The organism is Actinomycetospora sp. NBRC 106375, from assembly GCF_030269665.1.
GTDB lineage: Bacteria > Actinomycetota > Actinomycetes > Mycobacteriales > Pseudonocardiaceae > Actinomycetospora.
In genome coordinates, this window is record NZ_BSTS01000001.1 from 487351 (window position 1) to 510967 (window position 23617).

A 23617-nucleotide genomic window follows, 5' to 3' on the forward strand; every position below is an offset into this window, starting at 1 on the left:
TGCCGATGCATCCGTCCTGGTCAGCGCTTCGGCGCGCCCGTGGGTGAACGCCTGTCACCCGAGCGGCCTACTCACGCTCGGTAGCGTCAGCCGAAGGTCTCGACGACCGCGTCCGCCACCGCACGCATCGTGGTGCGGCGGTCCATGGCGGTGCGCTGGATCCAGCGGAAGGCGTCCGGCTCGGTCATCTTCTTCTTGCTCATCAGCAGGCCCTTGGCCCGCTCGACCGCCTTGCGGGTCTCGAGACGGTCGGTGAGCCCGGCGACCTCGGCCTCGAGCGCGGTGACCTCGGCGAACCGCGACGCGGCCAGCTCGATGGCAGGCACGACGTCGGTCTTCGAGAACGGCTTGACCAGGTAGGCCATCGCGCCGGCGTCCCGCGCGGACTCGACCAGCTCGCGCTGGCTGAACGCCGTGAGCATGACGACCGGGGCCAGGCGCTCGCCGGCGATCGTGCGCGCCGCTTCGAGCCCGTCGGTGCCGGGCATCTTGATGTCCATCATGATCAGGTTGGGGCGGAGCTCGCGGGCGAGGCGCACGGCCTCCTCGCCGTCGCCGGCCTCGCCGACGACGTCGTAGCCCTCCTCGCGGAGCATCTCCACGAGGTCGAGCCGGATGAGCGCCTCGTCCTCCGCGACCACCACCCGCAGGCCGGCGGGCACGTCCGCCGCGGGCGCGGGCTCGGTCTCGCTGATGGTGTCGGCCGGCTGGCTCATGAGCGGCTCCTTCGTCCCGGGCCCGGTCGCGCCCCGCAGCGTCCGGTCCTCACGCGTCGTCGCGCCGCCCCCCGGCGGCGCGGCGTTGCGATCGCCCCGGGACGGCCGCCCCGCCCGCCCCGGGTCGGTGGACGCGTCCCCCGGCGACCGGTTCGGGCAGGCCGTTTCGATTCAGGACAGTACCTGGCGGAGCCGGGATCACGGACGGTGACGCTCACCTCGTGTGGAGGGCGTAACAGGGGTCCGGGCCCGCAGCGCGACCCGCGCCCGCCAGCCTCGGCGGGCGAGATCCTCAGTTGGTGAGCGCGTGCTCCGCTGAGCGGAACGTTCGCTCACCAATTCCGGATCTTGTCGTTGCGACGCGTGCCCCCGGTGGGATTCGAACCCACACTGTATGGATTTTGAATCCATCGACTCTGCCGATTGGTCTACAGGGGCTTAAGGCACTTGGCGTACATCTCACGTCACCGAACCACCTCGCCGCGTCGGAGCATAGACGCCGCGTCGTGAGGCCCTCAGCCGCGTCGGCTCTCGTTGTCAGTGGTCGGTGCAAGCGTCAACGGCGTGCACCCGCAGGCGACGGTCGACCTCGCTCTCGCGCTGCGAGCCGGCGGGCTCGACGCCACCGAGATCGGGCGGAGCCTCGGGGTCCCGAAGAGCACGATCCAGTACTGGTGTCGCGGCGGTCGGCGCCCCGCCGACCCGCGCGCCGAGCCACCGGTCTGCCCCCGATGTCACGAGTTCCCCCTCGACGAGTTCCGGTACGCCCACCTTCTGGGCCACTACCTCGGAGACGGCCACATCAGCATCTCGCGCCGCTCGGTCCCCTGCCTATCGATCTACTGCGCCGACGATTGGCTGGGAGTGCGCGCCGAGGTCATGGCGTCGATGAGTGCCGTCATGACGGCGTCGAAGGTGCACCTCGTCGCAAGGACCGGCTGCCACGCGGTCAAGAGCTACACCAAGCACTGGCTGTGCCTGTTCCCGCAGCACGGCGCCGGCCCCAAGCACGCGCGCCCGATCGCTCTCGAGCCGTGGCAGCAGGAGATCGTCGAACGCGAGCCCGACAGGCTCCTCCGGGGTCTCTTCCACTCCGATGGCTGTCGGATCACCAACTGGACCGAGAAGCAGACGGAGAGCGGGACCAAGCGCTACGAGTACCCGCGCTACTTCTTCTCGAACAAGTCGACCGACATCCTCGGCATCGCCACGACCGCACTCGACCGCCTCGGCGTCGCGTACCGCCGACCGAGGTGGGACCTGGTCTCGGTGGCGCGGCGCGAGGCGGTCGCGCGGCTGGACGAGTTCGTGGGCCCGAAGTACTGACCGCCGCTCAGGCCGGCACCGAGTCGTGGCGTGCCGAGATCGCGGCGCGGGCGGCCGGGTCGCGGATGGCGTCGGCGCTGAGCCCGCCGAGCTCGAAGAACATGTCCTCGAGTCCGCCGGGGACCATGAGCACGAGGCACCGGCCGCCGTCCGGGCCCGCGGCGAGGACGTGCCGGGTGTCGCGGGGCACGAGCAGGTAGTCACCCGGTTCGACGTGGACCTCGGTGTCCCCGACGCCGACGTCGAAGGAGCCGTCGAGCACGTAGAACGACTCCTCCATCCCGAGGTGGCGGTGCGGCACCGTCCAGGCGCCGGGACCCCCGCTGAACTCGGCGAGGGTGCACGTCCGGCCGGTGGTCTCGCCCGCGGCGAGCACGCGCATGCGGGCGATGCCGAGCTCGGCGACGGCGCCCTCGCCGGGGCGGACGACGTGGGCCTGGTCCGGGAGAAGCATGGTGCTCACCTCTGTCATCGGTGCGGTGGGTCCGTGCCCGTCAGGGTCCTCACGACTCCCTCGCGCGCCACGCTCAGAAAGTGAAGTTGTCCCGGGCCCCGGCGAGGTCGACCCTCGACCCGTGCGCACCTACGGGCAGTTCTGCCCCATCGCCCGGACCTCGGAGCTGTTCGCGGAGCGGTGGACGCCGCTCATCGTGCGCAACCTGCTCGCCGGCTGCCGGACGTTCACCGACATCCGCCAGGGCGCGCCCGGCATCCCCACCGCCCTGCTCGCGCAGCGGCTCACGGCGCTCGAGCGCCACGGCATCATCACGAGCGAACCTGCCCCGTCCGGGCGCGGCCGCTGTTACGACCTCACCGAGAAGGGCCGCGAGCTCAAGACCGTCACCGACGCCATGGGCCAGTGGGGCGCCCGCTGGCTGGAGATCGAGCCGCACCACCTCGAGCCCGCGTACGTGCTGTGGGTGACCACGAAGCTCGTCGACGTCGACCGGCTCCCGGAGCGGACGGTCGTCGTGCGGTTCGACATCGTCGACCGCCCCGAGGAGCGCGCCTGGCTCATCCTGCGCCGTCCCCACCCGGAGCTGTGCTCGCGCGGGCTGGGCCACACCGAGGACCTCATCGCGCGCACCGACGCGGGCTGCCTCGTCGACATCCACCTCACCCGCGTGAGCTGGGACGACGCCCTGCGCTCGGGTCGCCTGGCCCTCGACGGGCCGACCGACCTCGCCCGCGCGTTCACGGGTTGGATCCGGCCGAGCCCGTTCGCCGCGTCGACGCCCGGGACCGCCGCCGCACGAGCAGCCCGACCGCGAACCCCAGCACCGCGCTGACGAGGTGGCCCACGGTCGTGAAGTCGGGGACCGCACCGAACCACGTCGCGTCGAGCAGCGGCCACGCCACGAGCACCGCCCCGCCGGCCACGGACGCCCACCTGGGCAGCAGCGCCACGACGCACGCCGCGGCCGCCTGGGCGCCGTAGCTGACGCCGACGTCGGGCGCGGCGAGCACGGCGGCGGGATAGACGCCGGCGCGCACCGCCACGAGGATCACGAGCGCCGTCACGGCCGTCGCCCCCGCGTGGCCGCCGACGAACGCCGCGCACGCCGTGCCGAGCCCGTGCCGGGACTCCAGCCACCACAGGGCGCCGCCGACGCCGACCACGACGATCGCGACCGTGCCGGCCGTGATCGTCGGACCGTTGCTCAGGAACACCAGGCTGGAGGCGAGCGAGCCCAGCGGGTGGCGGGCGAGGTTCTCGACGTTCGTGCTGCTCCACGCCTGCGCCGGCGCGAAGGCGCCCGTCCGGGTCAGGACGACGTGGGTGACGACGAGGACCGCGAGGTACGCGGCGGTCACCGGGCCGGCACGGAGGTAGGACCTCACGTCCCCGCTCCCCGGCACGGCATGATCGAACGATGGCGGACGTCGGTGAGATCCTGCAGCGCAACCTGGTCGAGGTGTTCGGCGAGCGCGACGACGGCCGGCGTCGCGCCGCGATCGCGGCGATCTACCACGAGGACGTCCTGTTCCAGGACCCCGAGGCCCTCGTGCACGGGCGCGACGCCGTCGACGCGAAGGTGGCGGCGCTGCTGTCCGACGCTCCCGCGGACTTCGTCTTCCACGCCACCGGCCTGCCGCGCGTCAGCGGCGATCTCGGGCTGCTGTCCTGGGCGTTCGGGCCCGAGGGCGGCGCCCCGGTCGTCACCGGCACCGACATCGCGCTCGTCGAGGACGGCCGCATCACCCGGCTGCACACCGTGCTGGACGGCTGACCGTCAGGCCGGTGCGCCCACGTCCAGGTGCGTCACGATCACCAGGGCGTCGCGCAGGAGGACCGTCACCGGCGTGCTGTCGACGACGGTCGCGAGCTGGCGGCGAGCGTCGGGATCGAGGTCGACGGCGAGGCGGACCTCGCGGTGCAGCACCGGGGGCGGGCCGGCCTCGAAGGACACCTCGACGGTCACGGCGCAGCCCGGGACGTGCCAGCGGTGCAGGAACGTGCGGACCGACATCGCGGTGCACGACGAGAGGGAGGCGGCCAGCAGCCCGAAGGACGTCGCGCCGTCGGGCGGACCGTCGTCCGCGGGGACCACGCAGTCCAGCGCCAGGCCGTTGACGTCGAGGGCGACCGTGCGCCCGTCGCCGTCGGGCAGGTGACCCCGGGCCCACACGGCCGGTGCGTCCATGGTCCTCAGCCTGCCATCACCGCCGCGGTCTCAGCCGGGGCGCCCGCGGGCGAGGTGCTCGCGGCGTTCCTGCTCGCTCTCGCCTCCCCACACGCCGTACGGCTCCGCGACGCGGCGGGCCCAGTCACGGCAGGGCTCGCGGACCGCGCAGCCGGCACAGATCCGGGCCGCCGCCTCGATGCGACGGCTGCGGCGGGGGTCGCGTTCGCCGTCGGGGTGGAAGAAGAGCTCGGAGTTCATGCCGCGGCACGCGGCGTCGCGCTGCCAGTCCCAGTGGTCGGTGATCGCCCAGGGGAGCCGCGAGACATCAGCCATTGATGCACACCTCCTACCGACTGTCGTACACCTTGTTGTGCGCAACCTGTGTGAGATCCCCGTCTCCTCGGGACGCGGACGCACAGGGCGGTGGTGCGTGGACGGTCGTGGGGGTCCGGACGATGTCAGGCCGCGGCCGCGACGGTGGCCGGGGATGGGGCCGGGGACGGTGTGCGCCGACGGCGGCGCCCGCGACCGTCGCCCGACAGCCCGTGCGAGACCGCCTGCGGCCAGCGGAAGGGGCGCCAGCGCTCGAGGGGCACCTCGAGACGGTCGGCGACCGCCATCAGGGCCGCCGGGTTGTGGGTGAGCCCGCAGTGGCTGCTCGGGACGACGACGTTCTCGCACAGGTCGCCGTCGTCCTGGCGGCAGCCGTCGCCGTGCAGGAGGCCGTCGTAGGGCGAGTAGACGGCGACCGACCGGACCGGTACGGGGCGACGGACCAGCTCGATCACCTCGTCGGTGCGGTCGGAGAAGCCCCAGTGCCGCTCGGCGGCGCGGAACGCGCCGGTCACACGGTTCTCCTCGATCTCGGCGCGCCAGGGCGAGCCGAGGCAGACGATGCGTTCGACGGCGTCGGGCCGCTGCTGGGCGAGCCAGCGCGCCATCAGCCCGCCGAGGCTCCAGCCCACGATCGCCGCCGGACGGCCGTGCTGGGCGTGGACCTCGTCGAACCGCGCGAGCAGCCCGTCGAGGATCGCGTCGGTGAACCCGCGGTTGAGGCCCAGGGTCCAGCGGTGGGTGTGGAAGCCGCGGTTGCGCAGGTGGGCGCGGAGGGCCGCGGTCGCGACGTCGCTGGTCAGGAAGCCCGGCAGCACCAGCACCGGGCGCCCGTCACCGCGTCCGCCGCCGGGCAGGACGTGCCGGACCGCGTGCCACGCGACGGTCTCCACCGACGCACGGCCGAGATCGGTGGCGGTGAGCCACCAGGCCGGAAAGGGCAGGGACGCGACCACGGTGCTCGAGCCGGCGTCCGACGTCGGTGTGGGGACGGCCATGACGACCACCTCCTCGCCGCGGTGCCGCCCCGACGCGACACCTGGGTCGAGATCGAAATACCCCCGGGGCAGTCCGGACAACCCCACTTCACGGCGCCATCCGGTCGAGCTGGACCTCGATCGGGGGCGACCTGCCCGTTCGGCGCACGACGGGAGCCGCTGGACTCTCCGGTCGCGACGGCTCACCCGGACCGGGGAGGCGAGTCTTGCGCCGGTCGGCGGCACCGGCAACGCTGCGTGCGCACCGCCGTACGCAGGGTCGGGGGACCATGGCCGAGCTCGAGATCGTCTACGACGCCGCGCGCACGCGCGTCGAGCTCCGCCGGGCGGGCGCGATCGAGGGGTTCGTCGAGTTCGGCCTGCGGGCCGACGCCGCCGTCCTGGCCTACTCCGAGGTCCGGGACGGCGACGCCCCCGTGCTGCTGGGCGCGGCGCTCGGCCTCCTGCGGGACCGGGGCTACCGGATCGTCCCGCTCTGCCCCCGCGTGCGCGCCTTCCTGCGCGACCACCCCGAGCGCCTCGACGGCGTCGACGTCCGCTTCCTGGACCCCATCGGCAACGGTGAGTGCGCCGTCGCCGGCTGACGGACCTACAGGCGTGCGGCGCGGACGGCGTCGACCAGCGGGGTCGGCGCGCGGCCCAGCAGGTTCTCCAGCGCGGGGCTGTCGGTCTCCAGCTCGCCGCGGGCGGCGGAGAGCTCGAGGGCGGTGACGAACCCGGCGGTGTCGGCGTCCATGCCCATCGACTGCAGCGCGTCGGCGAACTCCTCCGCGGAGATGTCGCGGTAGGTCACCTCCGTGCCGGTGACCTGGGTGATCGTCGCGGCGAGCTCGGCCATGGTGAACGCGGGACCGCCCAGCTCCCAGTAGCCCTGCTGGTCGGCGATGTCGCCGGTGAGCAGGGAGACGGCGGCCTCGGCGTAGTCGGCCCGGGTCGCCGCGGAGTTCCGCCCGTCGCCGGTGGCGCCGACGATCTCGCCGTGCGCGAGGTAGTCGTCGAGCCGGGCGGTGTAGTTCTCCGTGTACCAGCCGTTGCGGGCGACGGCGAAGGGCAGGCCGGACCCCTGCAGCACGTCCTCGGTGTCGGCGTGCTTGGGCGCGAGGACGTTCTCGGTGTCGTCGGCGTGCAGGATGCTCGTGTAGACGACGAAGCCGACGTCGGCGGCGTCGGCCGCGCGGATCACGGCGGTGTGCTGCCCGACCGGGTCCTCGGCCGACGGGCTGGACACGAGCAGCAGGCGCTCGATCCCCTCGAGCGCGGGACCGAGCGTGTCGGGCCGGTCGTAGTCGGCCTCGCGGACGCCGACGCCGAGGTCGGCCAGGTCCTTGGCCTTCTCCGGGTCGCGCACCAGCGCGAAGACGTTCCGCGCCGGGACGTCGCGTCGCAGCAGGGCGTCGACCGCGAGACGGCCGAGGTGGCCGGTCGCGCCGGTGACGGCGTAGGTCGCGGTGGGCAGGACGGGTGGTGCGGTCGGGTCGGTCGGCTCGGTCATGGGAAGCGGTGTGCCCACGCGGGCCGCGCGGCAGACCTCGGTCGCGGCGTCTCACGGAACGGGGTCGCGCCGCCGGGTCATGATGGGAGGCGTGGCCGGGACGACGGGGGGCGCGGTGGCCACCTACCGGGCGGTGCTGCGGCTGCCCGGGCTCGCGGCCCTCTGCGGGATCGGCTTCGCCGCCCGCCTGCCCGTCACCGCCGTCGGGGTGTTCCTGACCCTCCACGTGGCCGTCGACCTCGACCGCGGGTTCGCGGCCGCCGGGCTCGTCGGCGGCGCGGTCACGGCGGGGATCGCCCTCGGCGCCCCGCTGCTCGGCCGGCTGATCGACCACCGGGGACTGCGCCCCGTCCTGCTGCTCTGCGCGGTCGCCCAGACCGTGTTCTGGGCCCTCGTCCCCCTGCTCGACGCGACGACGCTCGCCCCTGCGGCCCTCGCGGCCGGGCTCCTGATGCCGCCCGCGTTCTCCGTGGTGCGCCAGTCGGTGGCCGCCTCCGTGCCCGCCGAGCACCACAGGCCGGCGTTCGCTCTCGACGCGATGTCGGTCGAGGTCACCTACGCGGTCGGGCCGGCGCTGGGCACGCTCGTGGCGCTCACGCTGCCGGGGACCGGGGCCTGGGTCGTCGGCGCCGCGTTCGTGCTGGCCACCGCGGCACTGGGGTGGCTCGACCCCCCGGTCCGGCCGCGGGGTGTCCCGCACGGCGAGCGACCGCCGCCCCTGCGCTCGTGGCTGCGCGGCCCGATGCTCGTCGCCCTGGCCGCCACCGCCGCGGCGATCCTCATGCTCACCGCGACCGAGCTGTCGGTGGTCGCGATCCTCACCGGGCGGGGCGAGACCGCGTGGTTCGCCCTCGCCAACACCGTCTGGTGCGCGGCGTCGCTGCTCGGCGGATGGATCTACGGGGCGGCGCGCCGGCCGCCCCCGACCGCGGTGCTCCTCGGGTTCCTCGCGCTCGGGTCCCTGCCGGTCGCCCTCGGCGGGCCGTGGTGGACGGTCACGTTGCTGCTCGTGCCCGCCGGGGCCTTCTGCGCGCCGGCGCTGGCCGCCGCCGCCGAGACGGTCGGGCGCCTCGCCCCCGACGCCGCCCGTGGTGTCGCCACCGGGCTGCACAGCTCGGCGCTCATGGTGGGCGCGACGATCGCCTCTCCCCTGGCCGGTGTGCTGATCGACGCCGTCGCCCCGGCTGCCGCGATCGGCGCGGCCGTCGTGATCACGCTCGGCGTCGCCGTCGTCGCCGCGGTGGTCACCGGGACGCGCGCCGGGAGCCGGGGACGGTGACACAGTCAGCTCCGACTGTTTATGGTGCGCGGCAGCTCACCCCATCGACGGGAGGAACCTGATCATGGATTTGCAGGGCGTCTCGGCCCTCGTCACCGGCGGCGCGTCGGGCCTCGGTCTGGCCACCGCGCAGGCGATCACCGCGGCGGGCGGCCGGGTGGTGGTCGCCGACCTGCCGTCGTCGAACGGGAAGGAGGTCGCCGCGGACCTCGGCGGCGAGTTCGTCGCGGCCGACGTCACCGACGCGGACGCGCTCGGCTCCGCCGTCGCCGCCGCGGAGGCCGCCGGGCCGTTCCGCGCGCTGGTGCACTGCGCGGGCATCGGCAGCCTCACCCGCGTCGTGGAGAAGAACGGCGAGCCGGGCGACATGGAGGCCTTCGAACGGGTCATCCGGGTGAACCTCTTCGGCTCGTTCAACGCCCTGCGCCTCGGCGGTGCCGCCATCGCGCGCACGGAACCCGTGAACGGCGAGCGCGGTGCCATGATCATGACGGCGTCGGTGGCGGCGTTCGAGGGCCAGATCGGGCAGATGGCCTACTCCGCGTCCAAGGGCGGCGTCGTGTCGATGACCCTCTGCGCGGCGCGCGACCTCGCCTCGAAGCTGGTGCGCGTCAACACGATCGCGCCCGGCCTGTTCGACACCCCGCTGTTCGCGACGCTGTCGGACGACGTGCGCAAGGCTCTCGGCGAGTCCGTGCCCAACCCGCGCCGCCTCGGCGACCCGGCCGAGTACGGGCAGATGGCGGTCTCGATGCTGCAGAACCCGATGCTCAACGGCGAGACGATCCGCCTCGACGGCGCGATCCGGATGGCCCCGCGGTGAGCGCCCCCTCGGCCGACGACGAGACCGTCCTGCGCACCGAGCGGGAGGGCACGACGCTGGTCATCACGATCGACCGGCCGAAGGCCCGCAACTCGGTGAACACCGCGGTGGCCCAGGGCATCGCCGACGCCCTCGACGAGCTCGACGGCGACGACGCCCTCGTGTCCGGCATCCTCACCGGCGCCGGCGGGTTCTTCAGCGCCGGGATGGACCTCAAGGCCTTCCTGCGCGGGGAGCGCCCGCACATCGGCGACCGTGGCTTCGCCGGCATCACCCAGCGACCGCCCGAGAAGCCGCTCATCGCGGCCGTCGAGGGGCCGGCGCTCGCCGGGGGCTGCGAGCTGGCCCTGTCGTGCGACCTCGTCGTCGCCTCGGAGGAGGCGAGCTTCGGCATCCCCGAGGTCAAGCGCGGGCTCGCGGCCGCGGCCGGCGGGCTCCTGCGACTGCCCACGCGCATCCCGCGGACCGTCGCCATGGAGCTCGCCCTCACGGGCGACCCGATGTCCGCCGCCGACGCCCACCGCTGGGGCCTGGTCAACCACCTCACCGCCCCCGGCGGCGCCCTCGACGGCGCCCGCGAGCTGGCGGGACGGATCGGCGCCAACGGCCCGCTCGCGGTGCGGGCGAGCAAGCGCGTGATCGTCGAGTCGCCCGACTGGTCGGCCGCCGAGACCTGGAAGCGCCAGGGCGAGATCCTCGGCCCGGTACTGGGCAGCGAGGACGCCCGCGAGGGCGCCGCGGCCTTCGCCGAGAAGCGCGCTCCGGTCTGGCAGGGTCGCTGATCCGCGCCGGTCGGTGATCCGGGTCGTCACGGCGGCCCGGATCACCCACCAGCGACGGGGGCGCATCACCTACGATGCAGGCTTCGTCGCTCGACCAGGCGGGCGCCGGCCGACGCGCGATCGGGACAGCCAGCCCCGGGGGACCAGGCATGGACCTGCACCACTCCGTCGTCGAGCTCGAGGTGCTGCTCGCACGGATCTCCCGCGAGGAGCTGGCTCCCGGGTGGGACGGTCCCGGCGGCTGGACCCTGCGTCGCCAGCAGCTCCTCGTCGACTCCGTCCTGCGGCGCTGGCCGATCCCCCCGATCGTCGTCGCCGGCGAGGACGAGCACGAGACCGTCCTCGACGGCCGTGAGCGTCTGCGCGCACTCTGGTCGTTCACGCGCGACGAGCTGCCGGTCGCGGTCCGCGCCTCCTCGGTCGGCGAGTACCTCGCCCAGCTGGACGGGATGCTCCACAGCCAGCTGCCCGCGCGGTTCCGGCGCCGCGTCGGGCGTTACGGCGTCCCCGTCGTGCGCGTCTCCGAGCACGACGACGGCGAGCTGCGGGAACTCATGTCGCGGTGGGGCACGGCGTCCTCGACCGGCTCGGGCTCCTCGGGCTCCTCGGGCTCCTCGCCGCTCCCGGGTGGCGTGGTGCCGTCGTCGGGGGGCGTGCCGCCCCTGTCCCCGCCCACCGTGCCGCCGCCCCCTCCCCTGGACGAGCCGGCGGTGGCGGAGCGGGCGATGCCCGAACCGACCTCGGCGCCGACCCTCGACCCGAGGGACGAGCCGGGGCGTGAGCCGACCCCCGAGCCGGGGCGTGGGCCGACCCCCGAGCTGGGGCGTGAGCCGACCCCCGAGCCGACACTCGAGCGGGGGCGTGAGCCGGGCCTCGAGCCGTGGCGTGAGCCGGGCCCCGATGCGGGCCCGGCGCCGCGCCTCGAGCCACCCACCGAGGGCGTGCCGGAGCCCGCGCCGCGTCGCGGGCGGACGTTCGCGGCGCTGACACGACGCGGCGACCCGGCCCCCGTGTTCGTGCCACCGACACCGCCGCCCGAGGCCGGAGCGCCCCCCGGCGCCGCGGCGTTCTCGCCGCCCACCGAGCCGATCACGCCGGTCCCTGGCCCGCGTGACCGAGCAGCTGGGGCCCACCACCGCGCGGCGGAGAGCGACAGCGAGCCGATCTTCGACGAGCTGTCCGCGTGGTTCCTCGACGTGGCGGAGTCGCGGGCGGGCGGGGACGGTGCGTGGTCCTCCCCCGCCGACACCGGGTACGAGGCCGCGCAGGCGGCCCTGCACAGTCCCACCGGTGGGCTCACCGCGGCCGGGCTCCCGATCCGTGACCCGGCCGCCCGTCTCGCGCCCGGCGCCGTCCTCCCGCCACCGCGCTCGGGCCCGGCGCGGCCATCGGACCCACAGGCCATCGGCGAGAACCTCGCCCGCTTCCGCGAGGGCGCCAGCGCCGCCCGCGAGGACCTGTCCCCTCCGGCCTGACATCCGCGCGGAGCCGTTCGCGATCGCGACGATGTTGTCGTGGGTGTCGCCGCTGTCGGTGGTGTTCGATAGAATCGAACACATGAGCGAGCGGGTGGTGGGGCCGGTGGAGTGTGCGGCGCTCGACCGGGCCCGTGAGCGGGTGGTGGACCAGCGTCGGGGCTATTACCGCCAGCTCGAGGACGTCGCCGAGCTGGTCCGTCTCGGGGTGGCGCAGGCGACCGGTGATCGCAGCGCGGCGCGGCTGGTCGCGGAGCTGTGGCGGGTCGACCCGGCCGAGGCCGGCCGCCGGGTCGAGGAGGCCGAGGATCTCTGCCCGCGGGTGTCGTTGCGGGGTGAGCCGCTGCCCCCGCGCTATCCGTGCACCGCGGCGGTGTGCGCCGACGGTCAGGTCTCCGCCGATCACGTCGTGATCATCCGCCGCACCCTGGGCCGTCTGGAACACCTCGGGACCGTCGCGGTCGACGACCTGGTCTCGTGTGAGCGGATCCTGGCCGAGGCGGCGGCGGGGTTGCCGCCGCGGATGCTGCGCCGGGTCGCCGACCGGATGCTGGCCGAGTTCGACCCCGACGGCGTCGCCCCGCCCGACGGCGCCGACGCCCGGGATGAGTTGCGGTTGCTGCGCCGCCGCGACGGGTCACTGGCGCTCAAGGGCCGGCTGCAGGACCCGCTGGACGCCGAGATGATCGTCGAGGTGTTCGACCTGCTCTCGACCCCCGCCGGCCCCGACGACGACCGGGATCTGGCCCGTCGGCACGCCGACGCCCTGAAAGACCTCGCCCAGAACGCGCTCGGCGCGACCGGGCTGGCCACCGACGCCCGCCGCGAGAACCCCGACCACACCCCCGACGAGCCCGCCGACGCCCGCATCGGCACGGACGCCGAGAACGCCGACGACGCCGTCGGCGCCGCCGGCGCCGTGGACGACGAGACGGACAGCGAGACGGACAGCGAGACGGACAGCGATGCCGCCGACACCGCAGCCGACGGCACCGGTGGTTGTGGCGGTGACCGCGCTGATGATGGCGGGGGCGCCGGTGGCGCTGGTGATGGTGATGGTGATGGTGATGGCGAGGGTGGCGGTCAGCAGGCGCTGATCCCCGAGCCGCGGATCCCCGAGCCGCTGCGGGCCGCGCCGAACCCCACGCCGAGCCCCGCACCCGCCCCGGGTGCCGGGCCGGCCCGCGCCCTGCTCACGATCACCATCGACCACCGCTGGCTGCGCGACCAGGTCGGACACGGCGTCCTCGACTCCGGGCACGCGGTCGACGTCACCACCATCCGCCGCTGGGCCTGCGACGCCGGGATCGTGCCGATGGTCCTGGGCTCCCGCGGCGAACCCCTCGACGTCGGGCGCCTCTCGTACTCAGCCCCCGAAGGCATCCGCCGCGCCCTGATCGTGCGCGACGGCGGCTGCGCGTTCCCCGGCTGCACCCGACGACCCCGCCGCTGCCACGCCCACCACGTCCGCCAGTGGCTCGACCACGGCGACACCGCCCTGGACAACATGACCCTGTTGTGCCGGTTCCACCACCAGCTCATCCACCACGGCCACTGGACCGTCGCCATCGTCGACGGCCTGCCCTGGTTCACACCGCCCGGCTGGATCGACCCCGACCGACAACCCCGGCCCGGCGGAGGGGCGCGCGTCGCGAGCTGATCGGGCGGGGACTGCTTCGGAATCCGAAGCATCTCCAGCACCCGCGCGCCCTCCCGGCGGTCACGCGCGAGGGGAGCCGGTCCGATCAGACGGCCGCACGCCGTCGACGGCGATCAGACGGTGTCCTCGCCGTACATCTCCCCCAGCGGGTCCATGATGAACTCGACGCGAGCCCCGTCCGGGTCCTGCGTGTAGATCGAGACATCGGACTCGACCATGTAGTCGGCCCCGCGCTCGTCGAGGCGTCGCTTGATGCCGTACCACTGGCTGCCCGGCACCGAGATGGCGATGTGGTGCAGCCCGCCGAGCACCTCGGCGTACGGGCCGGGGTCGACGCCGGGCAGGTCGAAGAAGGCGAGGCAGTTGCCGTTGCCGACGTCGAAGAAGAAGTGGGTCGAGCCCGCCAGGTCGCGGTTCTCGAACAGGACGGTGACCGGGAAGCCGGCCACGTTCTGGTACCACTCCACGGTCGTGCGCACGTCGCGACAGACGAGTGCGGTGTGGTGGATGCCCTTGCCGGTGGACGGCGGGCGGTTCTCCCGCGAGAAGAGGAACTCCTCGCGGATGCGGTCGCGCTCGGCGGTCAGCCGCTGGCGCTCATCCTCGCTGATCAACGACGACTTCTCGGCACTCACGGGAGCACCGTAGATGATTCAACCGAGATCGTGGACCGCCAACGAGCCCGCGTCGCGTTCCGCCTTCAGTCCGGCCTTCGCGCCGGTCGTCCCGGCGGCCGCCGCACCGTCGCGACTCAGGTCGGCGAGCATGCGGTAGGTCATGCCGCGCGGGCGCAGGCCGAGGTCGGCCGCGGCCCCGTCGTCGAGGCGTTCGACCAGCGTCTTCGTGATCAGACGCTGGCCACCGGTCGCCACCTGCTCGACCCGCGCGCACTCGTTCACCTCGTCGCCCAGCGCGGTCACCTCGAGGCGGCCGCCCGTCACGATCTGACCGATGAACAGGTCCGCGCCCCAGTGCGCGCCGATGTTCATCCGGCAGTCCGCGACGGCGATGTCCGCGCCGGTCTCGGCGAGGTCCGCGACGACGTCCGCCACGACGTCCGGGAGCGTCTGCACCACGCGCAGGGCCGCGGCGGCGGCGTCGGAGTCCGCCCCGTGCGACTCCGCCAGGAAGTAGGCGCTCGCCCCGTCGCCCGCGTGCTTGCCGACGATGCCGCCGTGGCGTCCGACGAGCTCGTCGAACGCGGTGGTCACGCCGCGGATCAGCTCGAAGTAGACCTCGGTGGGCAGCCGCCGCGACAGCGGGCCGGAGCCGTCGATGTCGGCGAAGACCACGGCCGCGGGACGCTGCGCGGGTTCGGAGAGGTCGGCCATGCGCGTGAACATCGCCTCGTCGCCCTCGCTGACCAGCGCGAGCACCCGCGCCGGCAGCAGCGGGGCGTAGATCAGCACCGCGCCGAGCGGCGAGCCGTCCGCCTGGCGCAGGGTCACGCCGAGCATGCCGATGCCGCGCTGCCGCGACCCCATCCGCAGCTCGAGCGGCAGCACCCACAGCGGCGCGTGCTCGCCCGAGGGGTCGTCGAGGCGAGGGTGGAGGTCGCGGCGCAGCGTCTCGACGGCGTCGGGCGTGAGCATCTCGCGCCAGATCGGGCGATCGAGCACCTCGTCGACGTGCCGCCCGACGCCGACGTCGGTGTCCTCGTCCGCCCCGGCCATCATCAGCATCTGCTCGGACACCCAGGCGAGCCGGCCCCGCGCGTCGACCACCTGCGCGGCCGACCGGCTGCCGCAGAGCGCGGCGACGACCTCACCCAGCCGCCCCTCGGGTCCCCCCACGGGCGCGGACCCTACGGGGCCTCCGCACGGGGGTGCGCGGTCATCGCCCGACGGTGTCCCGCGTCGTGGAGCAGGACGTCGAGCAGCTCACCCACGTGGTGGTCGCGAGCCCGCGAGAGCACGTGACGTCCCGCACGGCGCTGGGTGACCAGACCGGCGAGCCGGAGCTTCGTGAGGTGCTGGGAGATCGCCGGGCGCGTCGCCCCGAGACGCTCGGCGAGGGTCGAGACGTCCAGCTCGTCGCCGCAGAGCAGCCACAGGATCCGCAACCGCGTGGGGTCGGCCAGCATCCGCAGGCCCTCGACGGCGACGTCGACGTGCTCGGTCGCCGGCAGGTCGGTGAACGGCCCGACGTTGTCAGTTGCGTACACGTTTACGTATCGTGCCAGGGCAGGAGATCGTGTTCCATGGGATCTCGACCGACTCGACCGACTCGGACGACTCCGACGACGCAGCCCACCCCGGGGAGGACCGCAGGAGATGAGCAGTCCGCTCGATCGCCCGTCGACCCGCGCCGGCCGGGCTCGCGCCCACACCGCCGAACGCCCCCTCGACCTCTCCCCCCGTCTGGCCGTCCGTGCCTGCCACCACGACACGGGTGAGCACACCGCGCTGATCACCGAGATCCTCGCCCTGCACGACGCGCTGGTCGCCGCTCCCGATCTCGAGCCGGGTCCGACCACGGACACCCTGTTCACCCGCCTCGTCGGCCTCGCCGTCGCGCCGCGACCGGCGCAGGTCGTCGACGCCGTGCTGGGCGACCCGCAGCTCACCGAGCGGCTGCCGGACCTCCGCGCGCGCTGTGCCGCCGGCGAGTACGCCCTGGAGCGAGCCTGGGCGCGCCGGATCCTCGCCGCCGTGGACCCCGCCGCCGAGCTCGAGCGGTTCCCCTACGTGCAGAACTACCGCGACCTGACGCGGATCGAGTACCACGCGGTCGCGGGCCACGCCCCGAGCGCGCCGCGCCGCGCGCTGTTCGTCGGGTCGGGGCCGCTGCCGCTCTCGGCGCTGATGCTCGCCCGGTACGGCGTGCGGGTCGACGCCGTCGACGTCGATCCCGAGGCCGTCGCTCTGGGCGGGGCGCTGGCCCGCGCCCTCGGCGACGACGTCACCGTGGTCGAGGGCGACGTGCTCACCCTCGGCGACCTCACCGGCTACGACCTCGTCTGCGTCGCCGCGCTCGTGGGCCTCGCCCCGGACGACAAGGCCGCGGCGCTCGCCCACGTCCGCGCCGTGATGCGCCCGGGCGCCACCGTGCTCGCGCGCAGCGCCCACTCCCTGCGCGGCCTGCTCTACCCCGTGCTCGACGTCGACGACGCCGCGCACGGTGCGCTCGGCGGCCTCGACCCGGTCGCCGTGCTGCACCCGCACACGGACGTCGTGAACTCCGTGGTGCTCGCCCGCGTCCCGGCCTGAGCGATCCCCGGCCCGAACGATCCCCGGCCCGAGCGAACCCGCCCCGAGCGATCGGGGCGCCCCCTCGCGCGGGTGACGTCATTGCCCTCGTTCGTGGGCGAGCCCGGCTCGGCGTCCCCACGCGCGGCTAGCGTCGTCCGGGATGGAGCCGACGCCGATCTTCGCCGCGATGGCCGACGTCGACCACGAGCGCGCGGCCGGCGCGCAGGCGGCCGGCGCGCACACGGCCGGCACAGAGGCGTCGCGCCGGGCCCGCCACGCGGGCGGCGGTGAGGGCCGGTCGGTGACCGATCTGCTGCGCTCGCTCCGGGACGACCACGCCGCCGTGGCCCCCGGACCCCCGGCGGTCGGCGGCCGGCGCGTCGGGCACGTCCCGGATCTGCTGACCTTCCCCTGAGGCCGGGCGGCACCGGCCCCACGGTGACCGGCGAGTAGCCTCACCGGATCTTCGACGCGCCCACGTGAGCTGCACGACGCCCGGTCGGACGCATCGCCACAGGTCGGGGCCGACGAGCAGGGGCGCGGGGTGTCCGACGGCGCCCTTGATCGTCGGCCCGACGGCGGACCGGGGCGCGCGAGGGCTCCGCGTGACGGCTCGTCGCGGTTAGGGTCCGGACCGTGAGCGTGCCACCACGTCCGTTCCAGCGTCTCGCCGTCGTCAACCGCGGCGAACCGGCGATGCGGCTCATCAACGCCGTCCGGGAGTGGAACGCCGAGCACGACGGCACTCTCCCCCCGATCCGGACCATCGCGGTCCACACCGCCGTCGACCGGCACGCGATGGCCGTGCGCGAGGCCGACGAGGCCGTGCTGATCGGCCCCGACGACCCCGACGACATGGGTCCCGTGCCGTACCTGGATCTCCCCGAGCTCGAGCGGGCGCTCCTGTCCTGCCGGGCCGACGCCGTGTGGCCGGGCTGGGGCTTCGTCTCCGAGCGCGCGGAGTTCGCCGCGCTCTGCGAGCGCCTGGGGATCACGTTCGTCGGTCCGGGCTCGGAGACGATGCAGCGCCTCGGCGACAAGATCGAGTCGAAGCGGATCGCGGAGAGCGTCGGCGTCCCGATGGCCCCGTGGAGCGGCGGGCCGGTCGCCGACGCCGAGGCTGCCCGCGAGGCCGCCGAGAAGATCGGCTTCCCGCTGATGGTCAAGGCGACCGCGGGCGGCGGCGGCCGGGGCATCCGGTTCGTGGCGCGCGCCGAGGACCTCGACGACGCCTTCACCCGCGCGTCGGCCGAGGGCGAGCGCACCGCGGGCGACGGCACGGTCTTCCTCGAGGGCGCGGTCCGCGGGGGCCACCACGTCGAGGTGCAGGTGGTCGCCGACGCCGCGGGCGGCGTGGTGACGCTCGGCGTGCGCGACTGCAGCGTGCAGCGGCGCAACCAGAAGGTCCTTGAGGAGTCGGCGTCCGTCGTCCTTGACGCCGAGCAGGACCGGCTGCTGCGCCAGAGCGCCGCCGACCTCGCGCGCGCCGCCGGCTATGTCAACGCCGGCACCGTGGAGTTCCTCTACGACCCCCGCCACGAGGTCCTCTCGTTCATGGAGGTCAACACCCGGCTGCAGGTGGAGCACCCGGTGACCGAGGCCGTCACCGGCGTGGACGTCGTCAAGCTCCAGCTCCACGTCGCGATGGGCGGCGCGCTCGCCGACGTCCTGGGAGATGTCGACCCCATCCGCCCGCCCGCGTCCGGTCACGCCATCGAGGCCCGGCTGACCGCCGAGGACCCCGAGCACGGCTTCGCGCCCGCGCCCGGGGCGATCCGTCACCTCGTGCTGCCGGCCGGTCCCGGCATCCGCGTCGACACCGGTGTCGCCACGGGCGACGTCATCCCGCCGCAGTACGACTCGATGATCGCCAAGGTGATCGCCTGGGGACGCACCCGCGACGAGGCCCGCGCCCGGCTGCGCCGCGCGATCCGCCAGACCGCGGTGGTCGTCGAGGGCGGCACCACGAACAAGGCGTTCCTGCTCGACCTGCTCTCGCGGCCCGAGGTCGCGCAGGGCACGGCGGACACCACGTGGCTCGACACGATGATGGCCGAGGGCTACACCCCGCCGCGGCGCGTCGACGTCGCGCTGCTGGCCGCGGCGGTCGAGGCGCACGGCGCCCACGAGTTCCGCCAGCAGGGACGGCTGTTCCTGTCCGCCGAGCGCGGGCGCCCGGAGGTCGGGCACGAGGTGTGGCACCAGGTCGACGTGCGGGTCGTCGGCGAGTCCTACCGGATGCACGTCGCGCGCACGCGCCCGTCGCACTACCGCGTCGTGCTCGACGGCGACAGCGTCGAGGGCGTGGACGTGGTCGTGGAGCGCTCCGGACGCTTCGAGCGCCGCCTGACCGTCGGCGGACGCACGTTCGGCGTGCTCTCGGTGCAGCAGGGGCCGGACTACCTCGTCGAGGTCGACGGCGCCGTGCACCGCATCGCGGGCGGCGAGGCCGGGCTCGTGCGGGCGCCGGCGCCCGCCATGGTCGTGTCGATCCCGGTCTCCCCCGGCGACGAGGTCTCCGAGGGCGACACCGTCGCGGTCGTCGAGAGCATGAAGCTGGAGACCGCCCTGCGCGCCCCGGTGACCGGGCGGGTGGCGGAGGTGCTGGTCGACGCCAACACCCAGGTCGAGGGCGGCACACGGCTGGTCCGGCTCGAGCCCGACGCGGACGACGCCGCGGCCCCCGCCGGCGACGGCCGGGCGAGCTTCGCCGAGCTGGCCGCCCCGGCGCCCGGCGCCGAGCCGCTCGACGCGCGCGCCCGCGCCCGCGACGCCCTCGCCGCGCTGCGCGCGCTCGTGCTCGGCTACGACGTCGACGAGGGCGAGACGAAGCCGCTGCTCACCGCGCTCGACCGGGCGCGCGAGGAGCTCCCTGCCGACGACCACGACCTGCTCACCGACGAGATGGGCATCCTGCGGATCGTCGCGGACCTCTCCGCGCTGTCGCGCAACCGCCGCCTCGAGGGCGGGCCGGGCGAGCTCGACGTGGACGACACCGCGGTCGACGACGAGTCGACGCGCAACCCGCAGGAGTACTTCTACGCCTACCTGCGCTCGCGCGACGCGGACGCCGAGGTGCTGCCCGAGTCGTTCCGCCTCAAGCTCACGCGGGCCCTGGAGCACTACGGGGTGCCCGATCTGGGCGCCGCCCCGGAGCTGCTCGGCCCGGCGCTCTACCGCATGTTCCTCGCGCACCGCCGCGCCGGGGCCCACCAGCCCGTGGTCGCCGCGCTGCTCGGCGCGCGGATGCGACACCCGGAGTCGGCGTCGCACGACGGCGAGGCCTACCGCGCCGTGCTCGACCACCTCGTCGCCGCGACCCAGGTGCGCCACCCGCAGATCGGCGACCTCGCGCGCCAGGTCCGCTTCCGGTGCTTCGACGCGCCGCTGATCGAGGCCGAGCGGGCGCAGGTGCAGGAGCGGGTGCGCGCCGAGCTGGACGCGCTGGCCGACGACCCCGCCGACCGCGCCCGCCAGATCGACGACATCGTCGCCTCGGGCGAGCCCATCCTCGGGGTGTTCGCCGAGCGGCACCACGCCGTGATGCTCGAGGTGATGACCCGCCGGTACTACGGGCTCATCCGCGACCTCGGCGACGTGCACGTCGACGAGCACGACGGCCGCCCGCTGCTGACCGCCCGCTACACCTACGAGGGGCACTCCTACGTCGTCCTCGCCACCGTGGCGACCGTCGACCAGCCCGACGGCGCGACCGCCCCGGCGACGGTCTCGACCGACCTGCACCGTCTCATCGACGCCCTGCCTGCCGGCTCCACCGTGCTCGTCGACCTCTACGTGACCTCGCCGCGGGGCCCCGAGTCCCCCGACGGGCCGGAGGACCGGGCCACCCGGATCCGCCACTCGATCGGCACCGTCCCGGGCGCGGTCGGGCGCGTCACCGTCGGCATCCGCGGGGCCATGGGCGGCGAGGCCGACACCGGCTCCGACGCGGCCGGCGGCGCGACGAGCTGGTTCACGTTCCGCCCCGACCCGACCTCGTCGCCCGAGGGGGCCGGCGAGCTCCAGCCCGTCGAGGACCGCACACTGCGCGGCCTGCACCCCATGGTCGCCGAGCGGCTGGGCGTCTGGCGGCTGCGCGACTTCGAGCTCACGCGGCTGCCGTCGGCCACCGACGTGCACCTCTTCCGCGCGCAGGGCCGCCACGTCCCCGAGGACCAGCGCCTCATCGCGACCGGCGACGTCCGCGACCTGACCGTGCTGCGCGACGACGCGGGCGGCATCCGGGCGCTGCCGCAGGTCGAGGCCGTGCTGGACGCGGCGCTGGACAGCCTGCGCTCGGCGCGCGCCGCCGACGCCGACCTCGCCGGACTGCGCTGGAACCGCGTGATGCTCTACGTGTGGCCCGTCGTCGAGGTCCCGCTCCTCGAGCTCGACGGGATCGTGCGCACGCTCGCGCCGCGGACCGAGTCGCTCGGCATCGAGCAGGTGATGGTGCGGTTCCGGACCCCGGCGGAGGACGACCCGGGGACGCGGGAATGGGTGCTGCGGATGTCGCGGCCGCCGGGGGCCGGGCTGACGCTGCGCGTCACCGAGCCGCCGACCCACCCTATGCGCGAGCTCGACGCGTACACCCAGAAGGTCATCAAGGCCGCGCGGCGCGGGACGCTCTACCCCTACGAGCTGGTCCCCCTGATCACGCGCAGCCCCGACGCCGACGGCGAGCCGGGCACGTTCACCGAGTACGACCTCGACCCCGAGTCGCTGCGCCCGGTGCCCGTCGACCGGCCCTACGGGTCGAACACCGCCAACGTCGTGCTCGGCATGGTGACCACGCCGACCGAGCGCCAGCCCGAGGGCCTCAGCCGCGTCGTGCTGCTGGGCGACCCGACGCGTGCGCTCGGGGCCATCGCCGAGCCCGAGTGCCGCCGTGTCCTCGCGGCCATCGACCTCGCGCGCGAGCACGGCGTGCCCGTCGAGTGGTACGCGGTGTCGGCCGGCGCGAAGATCGCGATGGACTCCGGCACGGAGAACATGGACTGGATCTCCCGCGTGCTGCGGGCGATCATCCGGTTCACGCAGGAGGGCGGCGAGATCAACGTCGTCGTCACCGGCATCAACGTGGGCGCCCAGCCGTACTGGAACGCCGAGGCGACGATGCTGATGCACACCCGCGGCATCCTCGTCATGACCCCGGACTCGGCGATGGTGCTGACCGGCAAGCAGTCGCTGGACTACTCCGGCGGCGTCTCGGCCGAGGACAACTACGGGATCGGCGGCTACGACCGGATCATGGGTCCGAACGGTGAGGCCCAGTACTGGGCGCCGGACCTCTCCCGCGCCGTCGACGTGCTCCTGCGCCATTACTCGCACACCTACGTCGTCCCGGGCGAGCGCTTTCCCCGGCCGGCGCCGACGCAGGACCCGGTGGAGCGCGACGTGCGCGACGCGCCGCACCACGGCGAGGGGTTCGCGCGGCTCGGAGAGATCTTCGATCCGGCGGTGAACGCCGAGCGCAAGAAGCCCTTCGACATCCGCTCGCTGATGAGCGGGGTGGCCGACACCGACCACGCCACGCTCGAGCGCTGGGCCGACATGCAGGCCGCGGAATCGGTGGTCGTGCTCGACGCCCACCTCGGCGGGCAGCCGGTCGCGCTCATCGGCATCGAGTCCAAGCCGATACCCCGCCGCGGACCGCCCCCGGTCGACGGGCCGTCCCAGTGGACGGCGGGGACGCTCTTCCCGCGCTCGTCGAAGAAGACGGCGCGGGCGATCAACGCCGCGAGCGGGAACCGGCCGCTGGTGGTGCTGGCCAACCTGTCGGGCTTCGACGGGTCACCGGAATCGCTGCGCGGCCTCCAGCTCGAGTACGGCGCGGAGATCGGCCGCGCGGTGGTGAACTTCGACGGGCCGATCGTGTTCTGCGTCGTCTCGCGCTACCACGGCGGCGCGTTCGTCGTGTTCTCCGGGACGCTCAACGACGACATGGAGGTCGCCGCGGTCGAGGGCTCGTACGCCTCGGTGCTCGGCGGCGCCCCGGCGGCGGCGGTGGTGTTCGCCGGCGACGTCGCCAAGCGCACCGCCGCGGACCCGCGCGTCGCCGACCTCGAGCGCCGGATCACCGACGGCCTCGAGCGCGGGGAGGACGTCGCGGAGCTGCGCGCCGAGCTCGCGGGCGTGCGCCCCGTCGTGCGGGCCGAGAAGCTCGGCGAGGTCGCCGACGAGTTCGACACGTTGCACTCCGTGGCCCGGGCCCAGGAGATGGGCTCGGTGCACGCGATCGTCGATCCCGAACGGCTGCGGCCCTACCTCGTCGGGGCGGTGCGGCGCGGGATGGAGCGGACCCTCGACCGCGCCTCGTCGGCGTCGTCGACGGCGTCGGGCTCCTCCCCGTCCGGGGCCGCGTCGACGGAGCCGGTGGTCTCGCAGTCCTGATCCGCGGGCCGCGGGGCGGGCAGCGCGAGATCGAGCTGGTCGTCCCCGGCGCGCTGAGGACGCCGGTAGTGGCTGACGACCCACCCCGACTCGCGCGCGTGCCCGTGGACGAAGGACATGGCTCCAGGAAACCACGGGTCACCGACACCCGGGGATCGTCAGCGCACGACGAAGCCCAGGCCGCGGCCGGCGGCGGCGTCGCGGGCACAGGTGAGCACGCGGGCGAGGTCGGGCTCGGCGGCGCGCTCGCCGGCCGCGACGACGACCGTCAGCGTCGCCCCCTCCCCCGCCCCGGCGATCACCCCGTGCAGGCGGCAGCTCAGGGTGGCGGGGTCGGCGGGCACCTCGACGACGATCTCGGCCGTGTCGGTGCCGTCGGTGCTGTGGGCGCTGGTCGGAGCGGTCACGGGTCCTCCTCGGGCGCCGGGGCGCCGGGTGGGGAACGGGTGACAGCGCCGTCGACCCGGACTCCCGACCTTCCTACCCCCTCGCGGCCCTGTCCACGCTCCGCGACACCCGCGA

23 protein-coding genes and 1 tRNA gene are annotated in these 23617 nt (G+C 74.6%); 12 read left to right on the top strand and 12 right to left on the bottom strand.

What is annotated here, in order from left to right:
• Positions 1–86 precede the first annotated feature (86 nt).
• Positions 87–716, bottom strand: coding sequence for an ANTAR domain-containing response regulator (locus tag QSK03_RS02330; RefSeq protein WP_285648337.1), 630 nt, complete (start codon positions 714–716; stop codon positions 87–89).
• 364 nt (positions 717–1080) lie between these two features.
• Positions 1081–1154: transfer RNA gene (locus QSK03_RS02335), tRNA-Leu, on the bottom strand.
• A 102-nt stretch (positions 1155–1256) separates the two neighbouring features.
• Here QSK03_RS02335 and QSK03_RS02340 point away from each other — a divergent pair.
• Positions 1257–2042, top strand: coding sequence for a hypothetical protein (locus QSK03_RS02340; RefSeq protein WP_285648338.1), 786 nt, complete (start codon positions 1257–1259; stop codon positions 2040–2042).
• A 7-nt stretch (positions 2043–2049) separates the two neighbouring features.
• Here the strand turns inward: QSK03_RS02340 and QSK03_RS02345 are convergent, their stop codons facing one another.
• Positions 2050–2496: a cupin domain-containing protein gene (locus QSK03_RS02345; RefSeq protein WP_285648339.1), complete on the bottom strand. Its 447-nt coding sequence runs from the start codon at positions 2494–2496 to the stop codon at positions 2050–2052.
• Positions 2497–2617: 121 nt separating this feature from the next.
• Here QSK03_RS02345 and QSK03_RS02350 point away from each other — a divergent pair, with 121 nt between their 5' ends.
• Positions 2618–3331 carry a winged helix-turn-helix transcriptional regulator gene (locus QSK03_RS02350; protein ID WP_285648340.1) on the top strand — a complete coding sequence of 238 codons (714 nt, stop codon included), beginning with the start codon at positions 2618–2620 and terminating at the stop codon, positions 3329–3331.
• Here the strand turns inward: QSK03_RS02350 and QSK03_RS02355 are convergent.
• Complete coding sequence (locus QSK03_RS02355; protein ID WP_285648341.1) at positions 3237–3884, bottom strand: rhomboid-like protein; 648 nt, start codon at positions 3882–3884, stop codon at positions 3237–3239. The two genes, QSK03_RS02350 and QSK03_RS02355, sit on opposite strands and share 95 nt — an antisense overlap.
• A gap of 32 nt (positions 3885–3916) precedes the next feature.
• Here QSK03_RS02355 and QSK03_RS02360 point away from each other — a divergent pair, with 32 nt between their 5' ends.
• Positions 3917–4273, top strand: coding sequence for a nuclear transport factor 2 family protein (locus QSK03_RS02360; RefSeq protein ID WP_285648342.1), 357 nt, complete (start codon positions 3917–3919; stop codon positions 4271–4273).
• Between the two features lie 3 nt (positions 4274–4276).
• On the opposite strand, the gene QSK03_RS02365 is transcribed toward QSK03_RS02360, so the two are convergent.
• From QSK03_RS02365 to QSK03_RS02375, 3 genes are all read right to left on the bottom strand, one after another.
• A complete protein-coding gene (locus tag QSK03_RS02365) occupies positions 4277–4687 on the bottom strand; it encodes an OsmC family protein (protein ID WP_285648343.1) in 411 nt (136 codons plus the stop codon).
• Positions 4688–4717: 30 nt separating this feature from the next.
• Positions 4718–5002, bottom strand: coding sequence for a WhiB family transcriptional regulator (locus QSK03_RS02370; protein ID WP_285648344.1), 285 nt, complete (start codon positions 5000–5002; stop codon positions 4718–4720).
• Positions 5003–5127: 125 nt separating this feature from the next.
• A complete protein-coding gene (locus QSK03_RS02375) occupies positions 5128–6000 on the bottom strand; it encodes an esterase/lipase family protein (protein WP_285648345.1) in 873 nt (290 codons plus the stop codon).
• A gap of 269 nt (positions 6001–6269) precedes the next feature.
• On the opposite strand from QSK03_RS02375, the gene QSK03_RS02380 reads away from it, so the two are divergent.
• Positions 6270–6584 carry a GNAT family N-acetyltransferase gene (locus QSK03_RS02380; RefSeq protein ID WP_285648346.1) on the top strand — a complete coding sequence of 105 codons (315 nt, stop codon included), beginning with the start codon at positions 6270–6272 and terminating at the stop codon, positions 6582–6584.
• Positions 6585–6589: 5 nt separating this feature from the next.
• Here QSK03_RS02380 and QSK03_RS02385 read toward each other — a convergent pair whose 3' ends face one another.
• Complete coding sequence (locus tag QSK03_RS02385; RefSeq protein WP_285648347.1) at positions 6590–7492, bottom strand: SDR family oxidoreductase; 903 nt, start codon at positions 7490–7492, stop codon at positions 6590–6592.
• Between the two features lie 91 nt (positions 7493–7583).
• Here QSK03_RS02385 and QSK03_RS02390 point away from each other — a divergent pair, with 91 nt between their 5' ends.
• From QSK03_RS02390 to QSK03_RS02410, 5 genes are all read left to right on the top strand, one after another.
• A complete protein-coding gene (locus tag QSK03_RS02390; protein ID WP_285648348.1) occupies positions 7584–8771 on the top strand; it encodes an MFS transporter in 1188 nt (395 codons plus the stop codon).
• A gap of 64 nt (positions 8772–8835) precedes the next feature.
• Positions 8836–9594 carry an SDR family NAD(P)-dependent oxidoreductase gene (locus QSK03_RS02395; protein WP_285648349.1) on the top strand — a complete coding sequence of 253 codons (759 nt, stop codon included), beginning with the start codon at positions 8836–8838 and terminating at the stop codon, positions 9592–9594.
• Positions 9591–10376, top strand: coding sequence for a crotonase/enoyl-CoA hydratase family protein (locus QSK03_RS02400; RefSeq protein WP_285648350.1), 786 nt, complete (start codon positions 9591–9593; stop codon positions 10374–10376). Before QSK03_RS02395 ends, QSK03_RS02400 begins: the two co-directional genes overlap by 4 nt.
• Positions 10377–10525: 149 nt before the next feature.
• Positions 10526–11851: a hypothetical protein gene (locus tag QSK03_RS02405; RefSeq protein ID WP_285648351.1), complete on the top strand. Its 1326-nt coding sequence runs from the start codon at positions 10526–10528 to the stop codon at positions 11849–11851.
• 82 nt (positions 11852–11933) lie between these two features.
• Entirely contained in the window at positions 11934–13511 is a 1578-nt protein-coding gene (locus QSK03_RS02410) for an HNH endonuclease signature motif containing protein (protein WP_285648352.1), read from the top strand.
• 113 nt (positions 13512–13624) lie between these two features.
• Here the strand turns inward: QSK03_RS02410 and QSK03_RS02415 are convergent, their stop codons facing one another.
• From QSK03_RS02415 to QSK03_RS02425, 3 genes are read right to left on the bottom strand one after another with little or no spacing between them, the layout of a single operon-like run.
• The gene (locus QSK03_RS02415) at positions 13625–14146 is read right to left on the bottom strand and encodes a VOC family protein (RefSeq protein ID WP_502872113.1); all 522 of its coding nucleotides are present in this window, start codon (positions 14144–14146) and stop codon (positions 13625–13627) included.
• Between the two features lie 18 nt (positions 14147–14164).
• The gene (locus QSK03_RS02420; protein ID WP_285648353.1) at positions 14165–15304 is read right to left on the bottom strand and encodes an adenylate/guanylate cyclase domain-containing protein; all 1140 of its coding nucleotides are present in this window, start codon (positions 15302–15304) and stop codon (positions 14165–14167) included.
• A gap of 11 nt (positions 15305–15315) precedes the next feature.
• Positions 15316–15675, bottom strand: a complete 360-nt coding sequence (locus QSK03_RS02425; protein ID WP_285648354.1) for an ArsR/SmtB family transcription factor — start codon at positions 15673–15675, stop codon at positions 15316–15318.
• A gap of 109 nt (positions 15676–15784) precedes the next feature.
• Here QSK03_RS02425 and QSK03_RS02430 point away from each other — a divergent pair, with 109 nt between their 5' ends.
• The 3 genes from QSK03_RS02430 to QSK03_RS02440 all read left to right on the top strand — a co-directional run bounded on the left by QSK03_RS02430 (position 15785) and on the right by QSK03_RS02440 (position 23095).
• Positions 15785–16720 (top strand): nicotianamine synthase family protein, encoded by a 936-nt coding sequence (locus QSK03_RS02430; protein ID WP_285648355.1) that lies wholly within the window; start codon positions 15785–15787, stop codon positions 16718–16720.
• A 142-nt stretch (positions 16721–16862) separates the two neighbouring features.
• On the top strand, positions 16863–17117 hold the full coding sequence (locus QSK03_RS02435; RefSeq protein ID WP_285648356.1) for a hypothetical protein: 255 nt from the start codon (positions 16863–16865) through the stop codon (positions 17115–17117).
• Positions 17118–17338: 221 nt separating this feature from the next.
• Entirely contained in the window at positions 17339–23095 is a 5757-nt protein-coding gene (locus QSK03_RS02440; protein ID WP_285648357.1) for an ATP-binding protein, read from the top strand.
• A 158-nt stretch (positions 23096–23253) separates the two neighbouring features.
• Here the strand turns inward: QSK03_RS02440 and QSK03_RS02445 are convergent, their stop codons facing one another.
• Entirely contained in the window at positions 23254–23502 is a 249-nt protein-coding gene (locus QSK03_RS02445) for a hypothetical protein (protein ID WP_285648358.1), read from the bottom strand.
• Between the last annotated feature and the right edge of the window lie 115 nt (positions 23503–23617).